14 protein-coding genes and 2 tRNA genes are annotated in these 14,419 nt (G+C 53.4%); 6 read left to right on the plus strand and 10 right to left on the minus strand.

What is annotated here, in order from left to right; genetic code table 11:
• The first annotated feature begins 52 nt into the window (after positions 1–52).
• Positions 53–739, plus strand: a complete 687-nt coding sequence (locus tag URZ40_RS02680) for a response regulator transcription factor (RefSeq protein ID WP_163331089.1) — start codon at positions 53–55, stop codon at positions 737–739.
• Between the two features lie 78 nt (positions 740–817).
• Here the strand turns inward: URZ40_RS02680 and URZ40_RS02685 are convergent, their stop codons facing one another.
• Together URZ40_RS02685 and URZ40_RS02690 are read right to left on the minus strand one after the other, a co-directional pair.
• On the minus strand, positions 818–2,764 hold the full coding sequence (locus tag URZ40_RS02685; protein WP_320719732.1) for a TonB-dependent copper receptor: 1,947 nt from the start codon (positions 2,762–2,764) through the stop codon (positions 818–820).
• A gap of 144 nt (positions 2,765–2,908) precedes the next feature.
• Entirely contained in the window at positions 2,909–3,823 is a 915-nt protein-coding gene (locus URZ40_RS02690) for a LysR family transcriptional regulator (RefSeq protein ID WP_116344035.1), read from the minus strand.
• 101 nt (positions 3,824–3,924) lie between these two features.
• Here URZ40_RS02690 and URZ40_RS02695 point away from each other — a divergent pair, with 101 nt between their 5' ends.
• Complete coding sequence (locus URZ40_RS02695; RefSeq protein WP_316380289.1) at positions 3,925–4,857, plus strand: DMT family transporter; 933 nt, start codon at positions 3,925–3,927, stop codon at positions 4,855–4,857.
• A gap of 37 nt (positions 4,858–4,894) precedes the next feature.
• Here the strand turns inward: URZ40_RS02695 and URZ40_RS02700 are convergent.
• Positions 4,895–4,971: transfer RNA gene (locus URZ40_RS02700), tRNA-Asp, on the minus strand.
• Between the two features lie 132 nt (positions 4,972–5,103).
• Complete coding sequence (dnaQ, locus tag URZ40_RS02705) at positions 5,104–5,835, minus strand: DNA polymerase III subunit epsilon (protein WP_204320751.1); 732 nt, start codon at positions 5,833–5,835, stop codon at positions 5,104–5,106.
• A 64-nt stretch (positions 5,836–5,899) separates the two neighbouring features.
• On the opposite strand from dnaQ, the gene rnhA reads away from it, so the two are divergent.
• The gene (gene rnhA / locus URZ40_RS02710) at positions 5,900–6,367 is read left to right on the plus strand and encodes a ribonuclease HI (protein WP_028015610.1); all 468 of its coding nucleotides are present in this window, start codon (positions 5,900–5,902) and stop codon (positions 6,365–6,367) included.
• On the opposite strand, the gene URZ40_RS02715 is transcribed toward rnhA, so the two are convergent.
• Complete coding sequence (locus URZ40_RS02715) at positions 6,368–7,084, minus strand: class I SAM-dependent methyltransferase (protein WP_050863228.1); 717 nt, start codon at positions 7,082–7,084, stop codon at positions 6,368–6,370.
• A gap of 32 nt (positions 7,085–7,116) precedes the next feature.
• Between URZ40_RS02715 and gloB the strand changes: the two genes are divergently transcribed.
• Positions 7,117–7,875: a hydroxyacylglutathione hydrolase gene (gene gloB / locus URZ40_RS02720; RefSeq protein ID WP_316380288.1), complete on the plus strand. Its 759-nt coding sequence runs from the start codon at positions 7,117–7,119 to the stop codon at positions 7,873–7,875.
• Between the two features lie 68 nt (positions 7,876–7,943).
• A complete protein-coding gene (gene mltD / locus URZ40_RS02725; RefSeq protein WP_028015607.1) occupies positions 7,944–9,308 on the plus strand; it encodes a murein transglycosylase D in 1,365 nt (454 codons plus the stop codon).
• Between the two features lie 51 nt (positions 9,309–9,359).
• Here mltD and URZ40_RS02730 read toward each other — a convergent pair whose 3' ends face one another.
• The 3 genes from URZ40_RS02730 to URZ40_RS02740 all read right to left on the minus strand — a co-directional run bounded on the left by URZ40_RS02730 (position 9,360) and on the right by URZ40_RS02740 (position 12,322).
• A complete protein-coding gene (locus URZ40_RS02730; protein ID WP_116344031.1) occupies positions 9,360–10,133 on the minus strand; it encodes a class I SAM-dependent methyltransferase in 774 nt (257 codons plus the stop codon).
• Between the two features lie 76 nt (positions 10,134–10,209).
• Positions 10,210–11,010, minus strand: coding sequence for an endonuclease/exonuclease/phosphatase family protein (locus tag URZ40_RS02735; RefSeq protein WP_061099701.1), 801 nt, complete (start codon positions 11,008–11,010; stop codon positions 10,210–10,212).
• Positions 11,011–11,146: 136 nt separating this feature from the next.
• Positions 11,147–12,322, minus strand: coding sequence for an MFS transporter (locus tag URZ40_RS02740; protein ID WP_116344030.1), 1,176 nt, complete (start codon positions 12,320–12,322; stop codon positions 11,147–11,149).
• A gap of 104 nt (positions 12,323–12,426) precedes the next feature.
• Between URZ40_RS02740 and yafC the strand changes: the two genes are divergently transcribed.
• Positions 12,427–13,332 carry a DNA-binding transcriptional regulator YafC gene (yafC, locus tag URZ40_RS02745; protein ID WP_028015603.1) on the plus strand — a complete coding sequence of 302 codons (906 nt, stop codon included), beginning with the start codon at positions 12,427–12,429 and terminating at the stop codon, positions 13,330–13,332.
• Between the two features lie 29 nt (positions 13,333–13,361).
• Here yafC and dkgB read toward each other — a convergent pair whose 3' ends face one another.
• Both dkgB and URZ40_RS02755 read right to left on the minus strand, forming a co-directional pair.
• The gene (gene dkgB / locus URZ40_RS02750) at positions 13,362–14,165 is read right to left on the minus strand and encodes a 2,5-didehydrogluconate reductase DkgB (protein WP_302221074.1); all 804 of its coding nucleotides are present in this window, start codon (positions 14,163–14,165) and stop codon (positions 13,362–13,364) included.
• Positions 14,166–14,325: 160 nt separating this feature from the next.
• Positions 14,326–14,402: transfer RNA gene (locus tag URZ40_RS02755), tRNA-Asp, on the minus strand.
• Positions 14,403–14,419 lie beyond the last annotated feature (17 nt).

Here is a 14,419-nt window from a genome sequence, read left to right on the forward strand (position 1 = left end):
GTCATCCGGCGGCGTTATCCCTGGCGTCGCCCACATTTTCGAAGGAGAAACCATGAAAGTTCGTATCGCTATTGCCGATGAGCACACCATTATTCGTCGTGGCGTCTTATCCATGATTACCAATATGCCGTCTCTTTTCAGCGACGGTTCCCCCCGCCCGGAGTTTTGCATTCAGGGCGATACGGCGTCGCCATCTGAGCTGCTTTCACTGCTGTCCCAACATCCTGTCGACATTCTGTTTCTAGGTTTTTCTCTGGCCACCAGCCAAACCGTTAACCCGCTCAACGGAATGGACGGCGTATTACTGATTAAATGGCTCAGCCGTAAATATCCGCAACTTAAGATCATTGTGCTTTCGCCCTACAAAAACACGCAGCTTATCCGCATGTCGCTGGAGGCAGGCGCCAAAGCCTATATTAGCCGGGATACCTGTGAGAAAACCCTGAGCAGAACGCTGACGTCAGTGATCAATGGAGAAGTCTATATTGAGCGCGAGCTGATGCATTCCCTTTTCCAGACCGGTGCGCAAACGGAGCAAGAGCTCTCGCCCCGTGAAATTGATGTGTTGCGGATGCTCTGCAAAGGGATGAGTCTGACAGAGATCGCCAGACAGCTGCATTTGAGTAATAAAACCGTCAGCGCCCATAAGCTGCGCGCGATGGAAAAACTGGGGGTAAACAGCGACTGTCAGCTCTATTGCCTGCTTGCTAAAACGCAGATGTTCGATATTGCTATCTGAAATAAAAAAACCGCCTGTAAACAGGCGGTAGAGGCAAACAAACGCCTCAACGGTCGCTCTCAGCAATGACACTCAGGGTCAGAAATGGTATGTCGCAGCCAGCCACCAAACGCGCCCCGGCTCAGGGATTTGCTGATTTGAGGCGTATCCGAACTGGCTGGCCCCTGCCAGATTGAGGTGCTCGCTGTAGTATTTATTGAACAGATTCTCAATACCCACGCGGGACTCGAAATGGTCGTTAAATGTGTAGCCCGCGCTCCACGAAAGCACGCCAAACCCCGCACTCGGGCCAAGATCCTGGCCGGTGACGTTACCTTTGTTCTGCGCCACGCGATGCTGCGGCGCCACCACACGCCACTGTAATCCGGTACGCCATTTTTGCCCGGTATAGTCCAGCGCCAGCCGCCCTTCGAGCGGGGGCATCTGCGGCAGCGGCTGTTTATCGCTACGATTCTCGCCCCAGGCGTAGCTCAGGCTTCCCGTCACTGCCCAGTTGGGCGTCAGGCTCCAGCTTGCGCCCGTCTCCGCGCCCATTACGGCGGCATTGATATTGCTGGCCTGCGACGGCGTGCGGCTATAATCAAACAAAATGTAATCGGCGGTCCGACCGACATAGGCCGATGCCCAGGCGCTGACCTTGTCGCCGTGAAACTGTACGCCGCTATCCCATTGCAGGGTCTTTTCTGTTTTCAGCTGACGAAAGCTTTGTTCTCCGGCCTTACCGGAAAAAAGCTCCCAGTAATCAGGAAAACGTTCGGTGTAACCGATACCGCTATAAAGCATGACGGGTGCGTCCGGCACGCGATACTCATAGCGGGTGAACACCCCAGGCAGAAGATCGCGCCGGGAGGTATTTTGCGCGCTGCGCCGATCGTCCGCGCGGAGGCTGTCCAGCCTCGCGCCCACGATGACCGTATCATCCGCCGTGACGGACTGGCGCCATTCGCTAAACAAACCCATCTGGGTAAAACGGGCATCGTCACGCCACGTTCCGGCGCTTTTTTTACGGTGGCTTTTGCGCATTACGTCTGCGCCAGCGGTAAGCGTGGTGGCTTCATCTTCCCACACGCCGGTAAGGCGACTGCCCATTACCACGCCGCCCACTTCAGACTTACGCTTCGGTCCAACGGGCTGACGCAGGCTGTAGTTATCCATGATGTGATCGGTATCATTGGCATAGAGCTGCCAGCTAAGTTTGCTGACGTGCTCGCTCAGGTGATACTTCTCCAGTTTTAGCGCTGCGCTTTTGCGGGTAAAGCGGCTACCATCCATCATCCGACCAGCATAGCGGGCTTTACCGTCGCTGGCCCCCACGCTTAGTTCCGCCAGCGTGTCCTCATCAGGCGTGAGCCCTACTGTGACGCCGCTGTTCCATCTGCGCCACAGGCCCGGCACGCGGTTGCCGTGACCATCCCGGTAGTCATCCGCCACCGAATGATTACCGTCAAGGCGGACATAGCCGCGCGGGTCGCCAAACGCAAGATTAAGGTTTTGATCCGCGCGTCCGTTAGCGCCCTGCAGCAGCTCAGCGCTGCCTTCCAGCTCTGGTGCGCTGAAATAGTCCGGCTGACGCTCAAAGAGCAGCGTTCCGGCGGAGCCCATTGGCCCCCACAGTACGCTCTGGGGGCCTTTAATGACGGTTATCGTGTCGTAGCTTTGCGGGGTGATATAGGCGGTTGGGGTATCCATGCGCGAACCGCAGCCCCCCTGAGTGCTGACGCCATCCGCAAGCAACGTCAGACGGGAGCCGAACATCCCGCGCAGCACCGGATCGCCGTTACTGCCGCCGCTGCGCAGCACGGAAAAACCTGGTATGTTTTTTAGCGCGCCCGCACCGTCGCTGGCTGGCAATTGTTGTGCTGGAGTATGAGCCGGAGCGATAAATGACGCGGGATCGCGATAGTGCCCCTCAACGGTCATCGACTCTTCAGCATATACCGGCAAAGCGGCCGCACAGCTGAGGGCCAATAATAGTGGACGGGAGGCGATCAGGGAGCGAATACCGCTCGCGGTGATACCAGACATAACACAATTCCGTTTCGGTAAAGAAAATAAGCAAGGCGCTTATTGTCTTCATCCCCTGTAACGGAATACACGACCTGTGGGCAAGAAGGCCCTCAGGGAAATCAGGAAATATCTGGCGTCTAACGGAAATCTCAGGGGCGCTGTTCAGAGCTCTTCGCCCAGGCGGGCCGTTTGCTGTCGTAAAAAATCCATTAACCGCAAGCAGGCCGGAGAGAGCGGCTGCCCGGCGTTTTTGACGATCCCCACATCCATATAGGTAATACAGTCATCAATGGTTCGCCGGATCACGCGCTGGCCACTGAGCGCCCATGGGCGATAGACCAGATCGGATAAAATCGTAACGCCCTTACCCTGTGCAACCAGGCTTCGAATCGCCTCAAAGGAGTTGGTGCGAAAATGAATATCAGGATGGCAGCCCCGGCTTTGCCAGTAGTCGGATATTACATCGGGATAGTCGTCCGTCACCAGCAACAAGAATGGCACCTTTTCCACCTCTTTTAACCGAAGCTCCGGCACGCTGAGGAGAGGATGACCGATGGCGGTCCATAACCGGCGCGGCGAACGGATCCACGTTTCTACCTCAAGCGTACTATCGTGGCTAATATTAGAGGTCAGCAAAAGACAAAAATCGAGCTCTCCCTGACGCAAACCCTGAAGCAGCTGTGATGCGGGCGCCTCATGGAACGCCGTCTCCAGCAGCGGAAAACGCTGCGCGATATCGCCCCAGAGATTGGGCAGCAGATAAGCGGAAAGGGTTTCGGCAATACCAATGCGCACGACGCCGTTGATCGCCTCTGGCTGCTGATGGAGATCCTCCACCGCCGCGCGGCTATCGTGGAGGATCTTGCGGGCATGGTTAAGAAATCGCTCGCCCACGGGCGTCAACTGGATCCCTTTTGCATGGCGGATAAAAAGGGGGGCATTTACCGCCTCCTCCAGGTTACGCATTGAGACCGTCATGGAAGATTGCGATATATGACAACGGCTGGCCGCTTTGGAAATTTGTAGTGTTTCCGCTAACGCAATGTAGAACTCAAGTTGCCTGAGAGTAAACTTCATAGTTTCAGCCAATACCGGAAGATGAAAATATTATATTAGCATTTAATTCTGCACCGGCAGTACTCTTAAGGCAGACACAATGTTTATTTTCAGGAGCCTCTATGCCCTATTTTTTACTCAGTCTCGCGGCCTGTTTTTGGGGCGGAAATTATGTCGTCGGTCATTTACTGGTGGCGCATGCAGACCCGATTATATTATCCGCCGCACGCTGGATACTGACGGCTCTTCTCTTATCTATGCTTTATATCAGACAGATTCGCGCCCAGTGGCCAATGATGAAAAAGGCGAGAGGTACGATTATATTTCTTGCGCTGTGCGGACAGGTTATGTTCCCACTCACGCTGTATATCGGCCTGCAATATACTTCATCTCTTAATGCAGCTATTTATTTATCTACAACGCCAGCCCTGGTTTTATTGATAAATAAGCTGGTATTTAAAGAGAAAATATCAGTGCAGAATATTGCAGGCGTTGTTCTCAGTTCATTGGGCGTCGTCTGGCTGGTCATGCAGGGCGATCTGCTGCATCTGGATACGCTTAAAAATCTTAATCGCGGCGATATCTGGACCATGGGTTCTGCCGCCAGCTGGGCCGTTTATTGTGCCTTCTTGCGGATGAAGCCGCATAACGTCGGTGGGAATGCCTTTGTGGCCGTGAGCGCGATCTTCGGTGCATTGGTGTTGTTACCGGTACTGGCGATATCGTTGATAAAGACAGGATTACCAGACTGGACGGCCTATACCGCGCCGGGCTTTTTAAGCGGACTGCTGTACCTGGTGGTCTTTCCTTCCTGGCTCTCTTACCTGCTGTGGAATAAAGGCATTGCGGCTATCGGTGCAACCCGCGGGGAAATTTATTCACACCTCATTCCACTGAGCGGCGGTCTGTTCAGCGTGATGTTCCTGCACGTTACGTTGCATTCGTATCATCTGGTCAGCACGGTACTGATTCTGTGTGGTATAGCACTCTGCTCTCGCGCCTCGCAAAGGAAAGTCGTGAAGATTGAACGCGTAGACGAAAACGTACAGATATGAAAAAGGCCCACGTTATAAATAACGTGGGCCTGAATAGTGGCGGAACGGACGGGACTCGAACCCGCGACCCCCTGCGTGACAGGCAGGTATTCTAACCGACTGAACTACCGCTCCACTGTTCCCGCTTGGGGAACGAGGCGCATATTACGGTGTGCCTCCGATCTCGTCAACGCTTTTTCTCACGTTTTGAATCGTTTGCTGCAAAATTCACCCAACCGATGATTTTACAGGCATTGTGGCGTTTTTTCAGGCGCGCCACATGCAGCTTCCGCCCTTCTTTTGCACCAGGTCGAGACGAGATTCATGATTAAGCAGTTCTTCATCACTGGCTAAAACCACCCGCAAGCGGCTTGCCTGGCGGACAACGCGCTGAATGCCCGCTTCACCCTGCGTCTGCTGTGACTCATTTTCCATGCTGAACTTCATCGACGTTTGACCGCCGGTCATTGCCAGATAGACATCGGCCAGGATCTGGGCATCGAGCAATGCCCCGTGCAGCGTTCGCTTGGTGTTATCTATTTCGTAACGTGAACAGAGTGCATCGAGACTGTTACGCTTGCCGGGAAACATCTTCCTCGCCAGCGCCAGGCTATCGGTTACTTTGCAAAAGGTGTTTGTTTTCGGAATATCGCGATGGAGCTTACTAAACTCATAGTCCATAAAGCCGATATCGAACGAGGCGTTATGGATGATGAGCTCGGCGCCTCTGATGTATTCCAGAAACTCGTCTGCCACCTCACCAAAGGTCGGTTTATCCAGCAAGAACTCATCGGCAATACCGTGAACGCCGAACGCTTCTGGATCCACCAATCGATCGGGTTTGAGGTACACGTGGAAGTTGTTCCCCGTGAGACGACGGTTCACCACTTCAACGGCGCCGATCTCAATGATCTTGTGCCCTTCGTAGTGCGCGCCGATCTGGTTCATACCGGTGGTTTCGGTATCGAGGACAATCTGGCGAGTAATTGCAGTGCTCATAGCGGTCATTTATGTCAGACTTATCGTTTAACTGAACGTTTCAAATACAGGAAGTCTACCAGAGATGCGTAAACAGGTAGAAATTTTCACCGATGGATCTTGTCTCGGCAACCCAGGGCCCGGCGGCTACGGCGCGATTATGCGCTATCGCCAGCATGAAAAAACTTTTAGCGAAGGCTATTTCCTGACCACCAACAACCGTATGGAGTTGATGGCAGCCATTGTGGCGCTGGAAGCCCTGAAAGAACACTGCGACGTGGTGCTCAGTACCGACAGCCAGTACGTTCGCCAGGGCATTACCCAGTGGATCCATAACTGGAAAAAACGCGGCTGGAAAACAGCAGATAAAAAACCGGTTAAAAATGTCGACCTCTGGAAGCGTCTGGATGCGGCATTAGGTCAGCACCAAATCAAATGGGAATGGGTAAAAGGACATGCAGGCCACCCGGAAAACGAACGCTGCGACGAGCTGGCGCGCGCGGCGGCTTTGAACCCGGCCCATGAGGATGCAGGCTACCAGCCTGAATCCTGATCAGGGTTTTCTGTACTGTCGCGTTGCGCCAACGGTCTGCCGGATAGGCGTTTTCGACTTGCTCTGCTTCATTGGGTTAAGCGTAAGGGGGATGGTTCGCTTACGCGCGACGATAAACTGCATGCAGCCTAAGGCGGGCAAATGCGTGCTCAACAAGACTCCCCCCTGCCGCGCCCACGGCAGTACCTGAAAACCGCCGTAGCAGAGCACTTCAAAGTTCAGCAGCGAAAGCCAGTCGAGCTGGCGCATCATGGTGAACATCCGGCTGTTATAGGGTGGCGTTCGGCGCAGCACCGGCACCAGCTTGCGCAGCCCCATCAGGCTCAGCGGATTGAATCCGCTGAGGATCAGCCAGCCGTCGTCAATCAGCACGCGATCGGCTTCACGCAGCATACGGTGAGGATCGCTGCACCAGGGCAACGCGTGTGCAAGAAGGCACGCATCCACGGATTTCTCAGCAAACGGCAGATGCAACGGGTCTGCCTTCACCTGAACCGGCGATCCGCCGAGCGAGACATTAACCTGATGTGAGATAGCGCAGCTTTCGGTATTGATTTCCGCGCTGAGATTGCCAATCTTAAGCAGGTGAAAGCCATACATTTTCGCGAGCCAGGGCTTCAGCTGTTGCTCCAGTGCCTCGCGATAGTATTCACCCCAGGGCAATTCGGCCCAACGTTCCGGTGCTGCGACAGTCTGAGGTATCCTTGCCGGTTTCATCAAAACACCCGCCACGCTATAAGAGGTAATGTATGAATCTTATCAGTATTCCCGCTTTTGAGGACAATTACATCTGGGTTTTAGTCGACGACGCTCGCCGATGCGTCATTGTCGATCCCGGCGAATCCGCCCCTGTACTGCGCGCTATAAATGAGAACGGCTGGCTGCCAGAAGCCATTCTGTTGACGCATCACCATAACGATCATACCGGCGGCGTGCAGGAACTCTGCGCCCATTTCCCGCATCTTGTGGTTTACGGACCGGCTGAGACACAAAATAAAGGAACGACGCAAGTAGTCGAAGAGGGCGAAAATATCCTCATCCGCGAGTGGGAGTTTTCCGTATTTGCTACACCGGGTCACACTTTGGGACATCTGTGTTTCTACAGCAAACCTTATCTTTTTTGTGGCGACACCTTGTTCTCTGGCGGCTGCGGAAGACTGTTTGAAGGCACGCCAGAACAAATGTACCAGTCTTTACAAAAAATTAGCGCATTACCCGACGATACTCTTATTTGTTGCGCCCATGAGTATACATTAGGGAATATGAAGTTTGCTGTGAGCCTCTTACCCGAGGATCGAGCGATTCAGGATTATTATCACAAAGTGAAGGAGTTACGTGCAAAAAACCAAAATACACTGCCCGTAACTCTGAAAAATGAGCGCCAGATTAATTTATTTTTACGAACAGATGATATTGATTTAATTAATAAAATTAACCAAGAAACAAATTTGCAACAACCAGAACAACGATTTGCATGGTTAAGGTCAAAGAAAGATAACTTCAGATAAATGCGGGTTGCCTTTTCAAAATTTCGCCGTTATCATCGCTCGTCTTTTAAGCAACTATTGACACACACATGAAGGCAAAAGCGATATTACTCGCCTCTGTCCTGCTTGTAGGTTGCCAGTCGCAGAACGGCAGCAACGTACAACAGCACGCACAGAGCCTTTCTGCAGCTGGTCAAGGGGAAGCAGGGAAGTTTACAAGTTCGGCGCGCTGGATGGACGATGGGACATCTTTCGCGCAGGAGCAAGACTTGTGGACCTCTATTGGCGACGAGCTAAAGATGGGAATTCCGGAAAACAGCCGGATTCGCGAACAGAAACAGAAGTATTTAAGAAATAAGAGCTATCTCCACGATGTAACGTTACGGGCAGAGCCGTATATGTACTGGATAGCCGGGCAAGTTAAGAAACGTAACATGCCTATGGAGCTGGTACTCCTACCCATAGTGGAGAGCGCTTTTGACCCACACGCGACGTCTGGCGCCAATGCCGCAGGTATTTGGCAGATCATTCCGAGCACCGGGCGAAACTATGGTCTGAAACAGACCCGCAACTATGATGCGCGTCGCGATGTTGTCGCTTCAACGACAGCCGCTCTCGACATGATGCAACGTCTGAACAAGATGTTTGACGGCGACTGGCTGTTAACGGTCGCAGCGTATAACAGTGGCGAAGGTCGTGTACTGAAGGCAATGAAAGCGAATAAAGCACGGGGTAAATCCACCGATTTTTGGTCGCTCTCACTGCCACAGGAAACGAAGATTTACGTACCGAAGATGCTGGCCTTGAGCGATATTCTCAAGAACAGCAAGCGTTACGGTGTACAACTGCCAACACCAGACGAAAGTCGTGCACTGGCGCGCGTTCGCCTCAGCAATCCGGTTGATATCCAACAGGTTGCTGATATGACGGGTATGTCGGTAAGTAAATTGAAAACCTTTAATGCAGGCGTTAAAGGCTCGACGCTGGGGGCAAGCGGCCCGCAGTATGTAATGGTTCCGCAGAAACATGCTGCGCAGTTACGTGAGTCTTTAGCATCGGGTGAGATTGCCGCCGTTCAGTCAACGCTGATCGCCGATGCCTCATCCGTTAGCAGCCGCAGCTATAAGGTGCGTTCAGGTGATACGCTTTCAGGCATTGCTTCACGTCTTGGCGTGACGGCGAAAGATCTGCAGCAGTGGAATAATCTGCGTAGTTCAGGGCTGAAAGTGGGTCAGACTTTGACCGTGGGTGCAGGTAGCAGCGCACAGCGTCTCGCCAGCAACAGCGATAGCATTACCTATCGCGTGCGCAAAGGTGATTCACTGTCCAGTATCGCAAAACGACACGGCGTGAACATCAAAGATGTGATGCGCTGGAATAATGATACTGACAATCTGAAACCGGGCGACCAGCTGACGCTGTTTGTGAAGAACAGCGCCACGCCAGACTCCTGATAGCACGTTCGAAAGATAAAAAGGCACCGATTCCCCTCGGTGCCTTTTTGCTTATCCCGCTTTTTGCGCTTCAGCCATGATGGTATCGCTGGTAAACGAGCCATCGTCCTGCAGTTCAAAGTATGCCTTTACCTCTGCGGACGCACTCTCCTGATACAGCCTGATCGCCTGGCTTAACGCTTCCGGGGTACGCATACGCGCGATCCACGAGCTGAACTCCAGCGGTAAACGGTCTGTTATTAACGAGCGCGCAATCAGCCCGGCTTCAGTGATAAACGATAACCACTCACCGCTGGCGTAGTTTTGCACGTGGGAGGTATCGCGCAGCGCTTCGACCGTCTGCAGCCAGATATTGCGCACCGGATGTCCAGGGGACATCACATCCATAATAATGAAGATGCCACCCGGCTTAAGAACACGTTTGACTTCGCGTAATGCCTGGCCGACATCATGCCAGTGGTGCGCGGAGTAACGGCTGATAACCACCTCAAACGACGCATCATCAAAAGGTAAGGATTCGGCGTAGCCCTGGCGCGTATCAATATTGTCCAGCCCCTTCGCTTTCGCCGCCTCGGCAACAACGTCCAGCATCTGGCTGGATAAATCATACGCGGTAACGCGGGCCACCTGCTGCGCAGCCGTGAAGCTGGCGTGCCCTGCCCCACAGCCCAAATCCAGCACGTGGGCCTGAGGGAACGCCGCCAGGCGTTCACCGAGACGCACCAGATCGCGTCCTGAGGCATGCACGGCGCTGCTCAGATAGGCACTTGCCTGAGAACCAAACTGTTTTTCTACGTTGTCATGATGGGAGTGTGTCGTTGTCATCGTACTGTCCTTTGTTGGTTAAAAATAAAAGGGCAGCACCCGCGCAGGCCTGCCCCACGGCAGACCTGACACACCGTTATTTATCAGGTTTGCCGGGACTGAATTCAACTAGTAGAGGGTTGTGATCCGAAGCGCGCGTCACCAGAACAGAGGCATCGTGCACGTTCAAACCGCGATAGAAGACAAAATCGAGAGGACGACCGAACGCTTTTTTGCGCTGATCGTCGCTAAAACGAACTTCACGCAGCGACATTTCGCGCGCAAAGCGATACAGCGCATTCATGCGCGGACGGCTCCAGGCGTTAAAATCGCCTGCCATAATGATGGGGCCGCTGTGATGGGCAATTTGATCGCCAATCGGAAGTAACTGCTTACTGTAGACATCCACGCCCAGGCTAAAGTTTACCGCGTGGATATTCACGACCATCAGCATACGGGTATCCGGCAGCGGGTAGACCGTCACCAGGGCTGATTTTGCCAGACGCAGGATAGGTTCGCGCTCGCGGAGCGGGCAACAGTAGACCGGATGTGCAGCAGAAAGCGTCATTACGCCAGAGGGATGCTGCGGCAGGACAAATGCCGGCACCTGATCGGCGGCAAGGTAGTTAGTGGTGGCAAACCGTACCAGTTCAGGGGTAGTTTGCGCCTCCTGGAGCAAAACCAGATGGGCATCTTTTCCAAAATTTTTGAGTACCGATAACCATTCAGCACGCTGCTGCTTGAAGATATTCCAGACCAGCACCCGGATTTTATCATCGCTGCTTAACGGTGTGCCGGCGGGTAATGCCTGGCTTATGCTCGCAAACGACCCCGGAGGCAAGATCCTCTCCGCGGGCATTCCGGCAACATAACGCATGGCATAGGTATTTTTTCGCACTTTTGGAAACAGCCCCTGTAACATGAACCAGCCCTGAAAACGGACTGGTTCTAATGTTATAGGGACTTTAGGTCACACTTTCAACGCAATTTCTGAGAAACCGCTTTCCAGTTTTGTAAGCAAGCACTTACTGATGTTATCCCAGCGCGACGCGGGCTGGCTTATCGAGGCGTCCACTCAGGCCAATCAGCAGGAAGGCCACCAGGACAATCACCGCGCCAATCCATGGGGTCTGGGTTAATCCGAAGTGTTCGACGGTTTGTCCGCCGATAATGGAGCCCAGCGCGATACCGATATTGAAAGCGGCAATATTCAGACCCGATGCAACATCCACCGCATTTGGCGTATAGAGTTCGGCTTTCTGGACAACGTAAACCTGAAGCCCGGGCACATTACCGAAGGCGAAGATCCCCATGACCAGTACGGTGATCAGCGCGGCGTATTGCATTGAAGCCGTGAACTGGAAAATCATCAGCAGAACGACCAGGGCGGCGAAGATAAACTTCAGCGCCGGTACCGCACCATGCTTATCCGCAAGCTTGCCGCCCCAGATATTGCCAATGGCCACAGAAATGCCGTATCCCAGCAAAATCCAGCTCACGGCATTGGGGGAGAAGCCCGCCAGGTCCTGCATCATTGGTGCCAGGAAGGTGAAGGCGGTGAATACGCCACCATAGCCCAGAGCCGTGACCGCGTAGATGATCAGCAAACGCGGATGGGTAAGCACCTTCAACTGATCGCTCAGGCTTGCGCTTGCCCGGCCCGGGATATTCGACGGTACCAGCAGCAGGCTAGCCACGAGGGCAATAACACCCAGTAAGGAGACGGCCAGGAACGTTTCACGCCAACCGAAATGCTGTCCGATAAACGTTCCCAACGGTACGCCCGTGACCAGTGCGACGGTCAACCCACCGAACATGATTGCGATAGCCGAGGCCGCTTTCTCTTTGGGAACCAGGCTGGTTGCAATGGTGGAGCCAATCGAGAAGAACACACCGTGTGCCAGGCCGGTCAGCAGACGGGCAATCACCAGCGTAGTGTAGTCCGGCGCCTGCCAGGCCAGAATGTTGCCGGCGGTAAACAGCACCATCAGCGCAACTAACAGCTGCTTACGCGGAAAACGTCCGGTCAGGGCCGTCAGCACCGGCGCGCCGACGGCAACACCAAGGGCGTAGATAGACACCAGTAACCCGGCTGAGGGTAGCGAGATCGCAAGCTGGTTAGCGATGGTGGGAACCAGTCCCACGATAACAAATTCGGTCGTGCCAATTGCAAAGGCACTGATCGTCAGGGCAAGTAGCGCCAGTGGCATAAAATACTCCGTATCATCAGGATTAAGATGACAGGCAGTATGCGCCAGTGTTTAAATAACAAAAATGGTCAAAATATCAATAGAATTTTGCGGATGGTGCAACAATGAAAGCAACGTCGGAAGAGCTGACAATCTTTGTCGCCGTCGTCGAAAGCGGCAGCTTTAGCCGCGCAGCCGAGCAACTGGGACAGGCTAACTCGGCCATTAGCCGTTCAGTGAAAAAGCTGGAGATGAAGCTTGGCGTGAGTCTGCTCAACCGAACGACGCGGCAGCTGAGCCTGACGGAAGAAGGAGAACGTTATTTCCGCCGCGTGCAGTCGGTGCTGCAGGAGATGGCCGCAGCGGAGACGGAGATTATGGAAACCCGCAGCACGCCGCGTGGATTGCTGCGCATTGATGCGGCCACGCCGGTTGTGCTTCATTTCCTGATGCCGCTAATCAAACCTTTCCGTGAACGCTATCCGGAGATGACGCTTTCTCTGGTCTCGTCCGAGACGTTTATTAACCTCATCGAGCGAAAAGTGGATGTAGCTATTCGCGCAGGAACGCTAACGGATTCCAGCCTGCGGGCCCGTCCGCTATTTGCCAGCTACCGCAAAATTATCGCGTCGCCACAGTATATTGCTGAACATGGTAAACCGGAGACGGTTGAAGAACTGAAGCAGCACCTGTGCCTGGGCTTTACGGAGCCGGTGTCGCTGAACACCTGGCCTGTTGCCTGTCACGATGGTCAGCTTCATGAAATTACCTGCGGATTATCGTCTAACAGCGGAGAAACGCTGAAGCAGCTTTGCCTGGAAGGAAATGGGATCGCCTGCCTGTCAGACTATATGATTGATAAGGAGATAGCGCGGGGTGAACTGGTAGAGCTGATGGCCGATAAACGTCTGCCGGTAGAGATGCCTTTTAGCGCAGTGTATTACAGCGACAGAGCGGTGAGTACGCGCATTCGTGCCTTTATTGATTTTCTGAGCGAGCATATAAAAACAGCTCCCGGAGGAGCTGTGTGAGGGTTCAGGTGACAGAGGGTGGGTCAAACTTAATCCCAGTCAGGAGCTAAACCTTCCGGACTGACCAGGCGATCGTTGCACTCCAAAGCTGCGATCGCTTTTTTGTCATCGTCATCCAGATGAAGATCGAGCGCTAGCAGGTTGCTGGCCAGGTTTTCACGCTTAGTTGATGATGGGATCACGGCATAACCTTCACTCATTGCCCATGCCAGAATCACCTGCGCAGCAGTGGCGTTATGTTTCTCTGCGATACGCGTAATCACTTCATCTTTCAGCGCCTTACCGTAGGCCAGCGTCATGTATGAGGTGATGTGGATCCCATGCTGTTTTGCCCAGTCCACGACTTTGCGGTTTTGCAGGTATGGAGACAGCTCAATCTGGTTGGTCGCAATATTCTCAGCGCCAACAGCGGCAATCGCCTTTTCCATCAGCGGAATGGTGAAGTTCGAGATCCCAATTTCGCGGGTTAAGCCCTGCTTTTTCGCTTCCAGCAGCGCCTGCATGAACTCTTCCACTGAAATGGCATCGTTCGGCGATGGCCAGTGAATTAACGTCAGATCGACATAATCGGTGCGCAGTTTCTTCAGGCTCTCTATCAGGCTTGGGATGAGCTTGTCTTTACTGAGATTTTCTATCCAGATTTTGGTGGTGATGAACAGCTCATTGCGCGGTACACCGCTCTCTTCGAGAGCCTGTCCAACAGCAGCTTCGTTTTCATAGATCTGTGCCGTATCAATTGCGCGATAGCCAAGTTCAAGAGCGGTTTTAACTGATGCGATAACAACGTCGTCTTTCAGGCGGAAGGTGCCCAGACCAAATGCAGGGAGAGTCATACTATTCCTCAATCATTATGTTCGTAAAGTGAGGAGGATTATCGCTGGCGCTGTTATGGAGAAAAAGATCGCAAAATGCAGAGGATTTTTGCTAATTTAGCAATAATTAAACGATAGATAAGAAAAAAGCCCTGAGCGTTAGCTCAGGGCTTTTAATAAGTGGCGGAACGGACGGGACTCGAACCCGCGACCCCCTGCGTGACAGGCAGGTATTCTAACCGACTGAACTACCGCTCCACCGAAGACTGCTTGTA

It is taken from the genome of Enterobacter sp. 296B2, assembly GCF_034106185.1.
Classification (GTDB): Bacteria; Pseudomonadota; Gammaproteobacteria; order Enterobacterales; family Enterobacteriaceae; genus Enterobacter; species Enterobacter cloacae_N.

What these genes read in the sequence shown, in the direction of transcription:
- URZ40_RS02680 (WP_163331089.1), top strand. Translation starts at nt 53, where the DNA reads ATGAAAGTTCGTATCGCTATTGCCGATGAGCACACCATTATTCGTCGT.
- URZ40_RS02685 (WP_320719732.1), bottom strand. Translation starts at nt 2,764, where the DNA reads ATGTCTGGTATCACCGCGAGCGGTATTCGCTCCCTGATCGCCTCCCGT.
- URZ40_RS02690 (WP_116344035.1), bottom strand. Translation starts at nt 3,823, where the DNA reads ATGAAGTTTACTCTCAGGCAACTTGAGTTCTACATTGCGTTAGCGGAA.
- URZ40_RS02695 (WP_316380289.1), top strand. Translation starts at nt 3,925, where the DNA reads ATGCCCTATTTTTTACTCAGTCTCGCGGCCTGTTTTTGGGGCGGAAAT.
- dnaQ (WP_204320751.1), bottom strand. Translation starts at nt 5,835, where the DNA reads ATGAGCACTGCAATTACTCGCCAGATTGTCCTCGATACCGAAACCACC.
- rnhA (WP_028015610.1), top strand. Translation starts at nt 5,900, where the DNA reads ATGCGTAAACAGGTAGAAATTTTCACCGATGGATCTTGTCTCGGCAAC.
- URZ40_RS02715 (WP_050863228.1), bottom strand. Translation starts at nt 7,084, where the DNA reads ATGAAACCGGCAAGGATACCTCAGACTGTCGCAGCACCGGAACGTTGG.
- gloB (WP_316380288.1), top strand. Translation starts at nt 7,117, where the DNA reads ATGAATCTTATCAGTATTCCCGCTTTTGAGGACAATTACATCTGGGTT.
- mltD (WP_028015607.1), top strand. Translation starts at nt 7,944, where the DNA reads ATGAAGGCAAAAGCGATATTACTCGCCTCTGTCCTGCTTGTAGGTTGC.
- URZ40_RS02730 (WP_116344031.1), bottom strand. Translation starts at nt 10,133, where the DNA reads ATGACAACGACACACTCCCATCATGACAACGTAGAAAAACAGTTTGGT.
- URZ40_RS02740 (WP_116344030.1), bottom strand. Translation starts at nt 12,322, where the DNA reads ATGCCACTGGCGCTACTTGCCCTGACGATCAGTGCCTTTGCAATTGGC.
- yafC (WP_028015603.1), top strand. Translation starts at nt 12,427, where the DNA reads ATGAAAGCAACGTCGGAAGAGCTGACAATCTTTGTCGCCGTCGTCGAA.
- dkgB (WP_302221074.1), bottom strand. Translation starts at nt 14,165, where the DNA reads ATGACTCTCCCTGCATTTGGTCTGGGCACCTTCCGCCTGAAAGACGAC.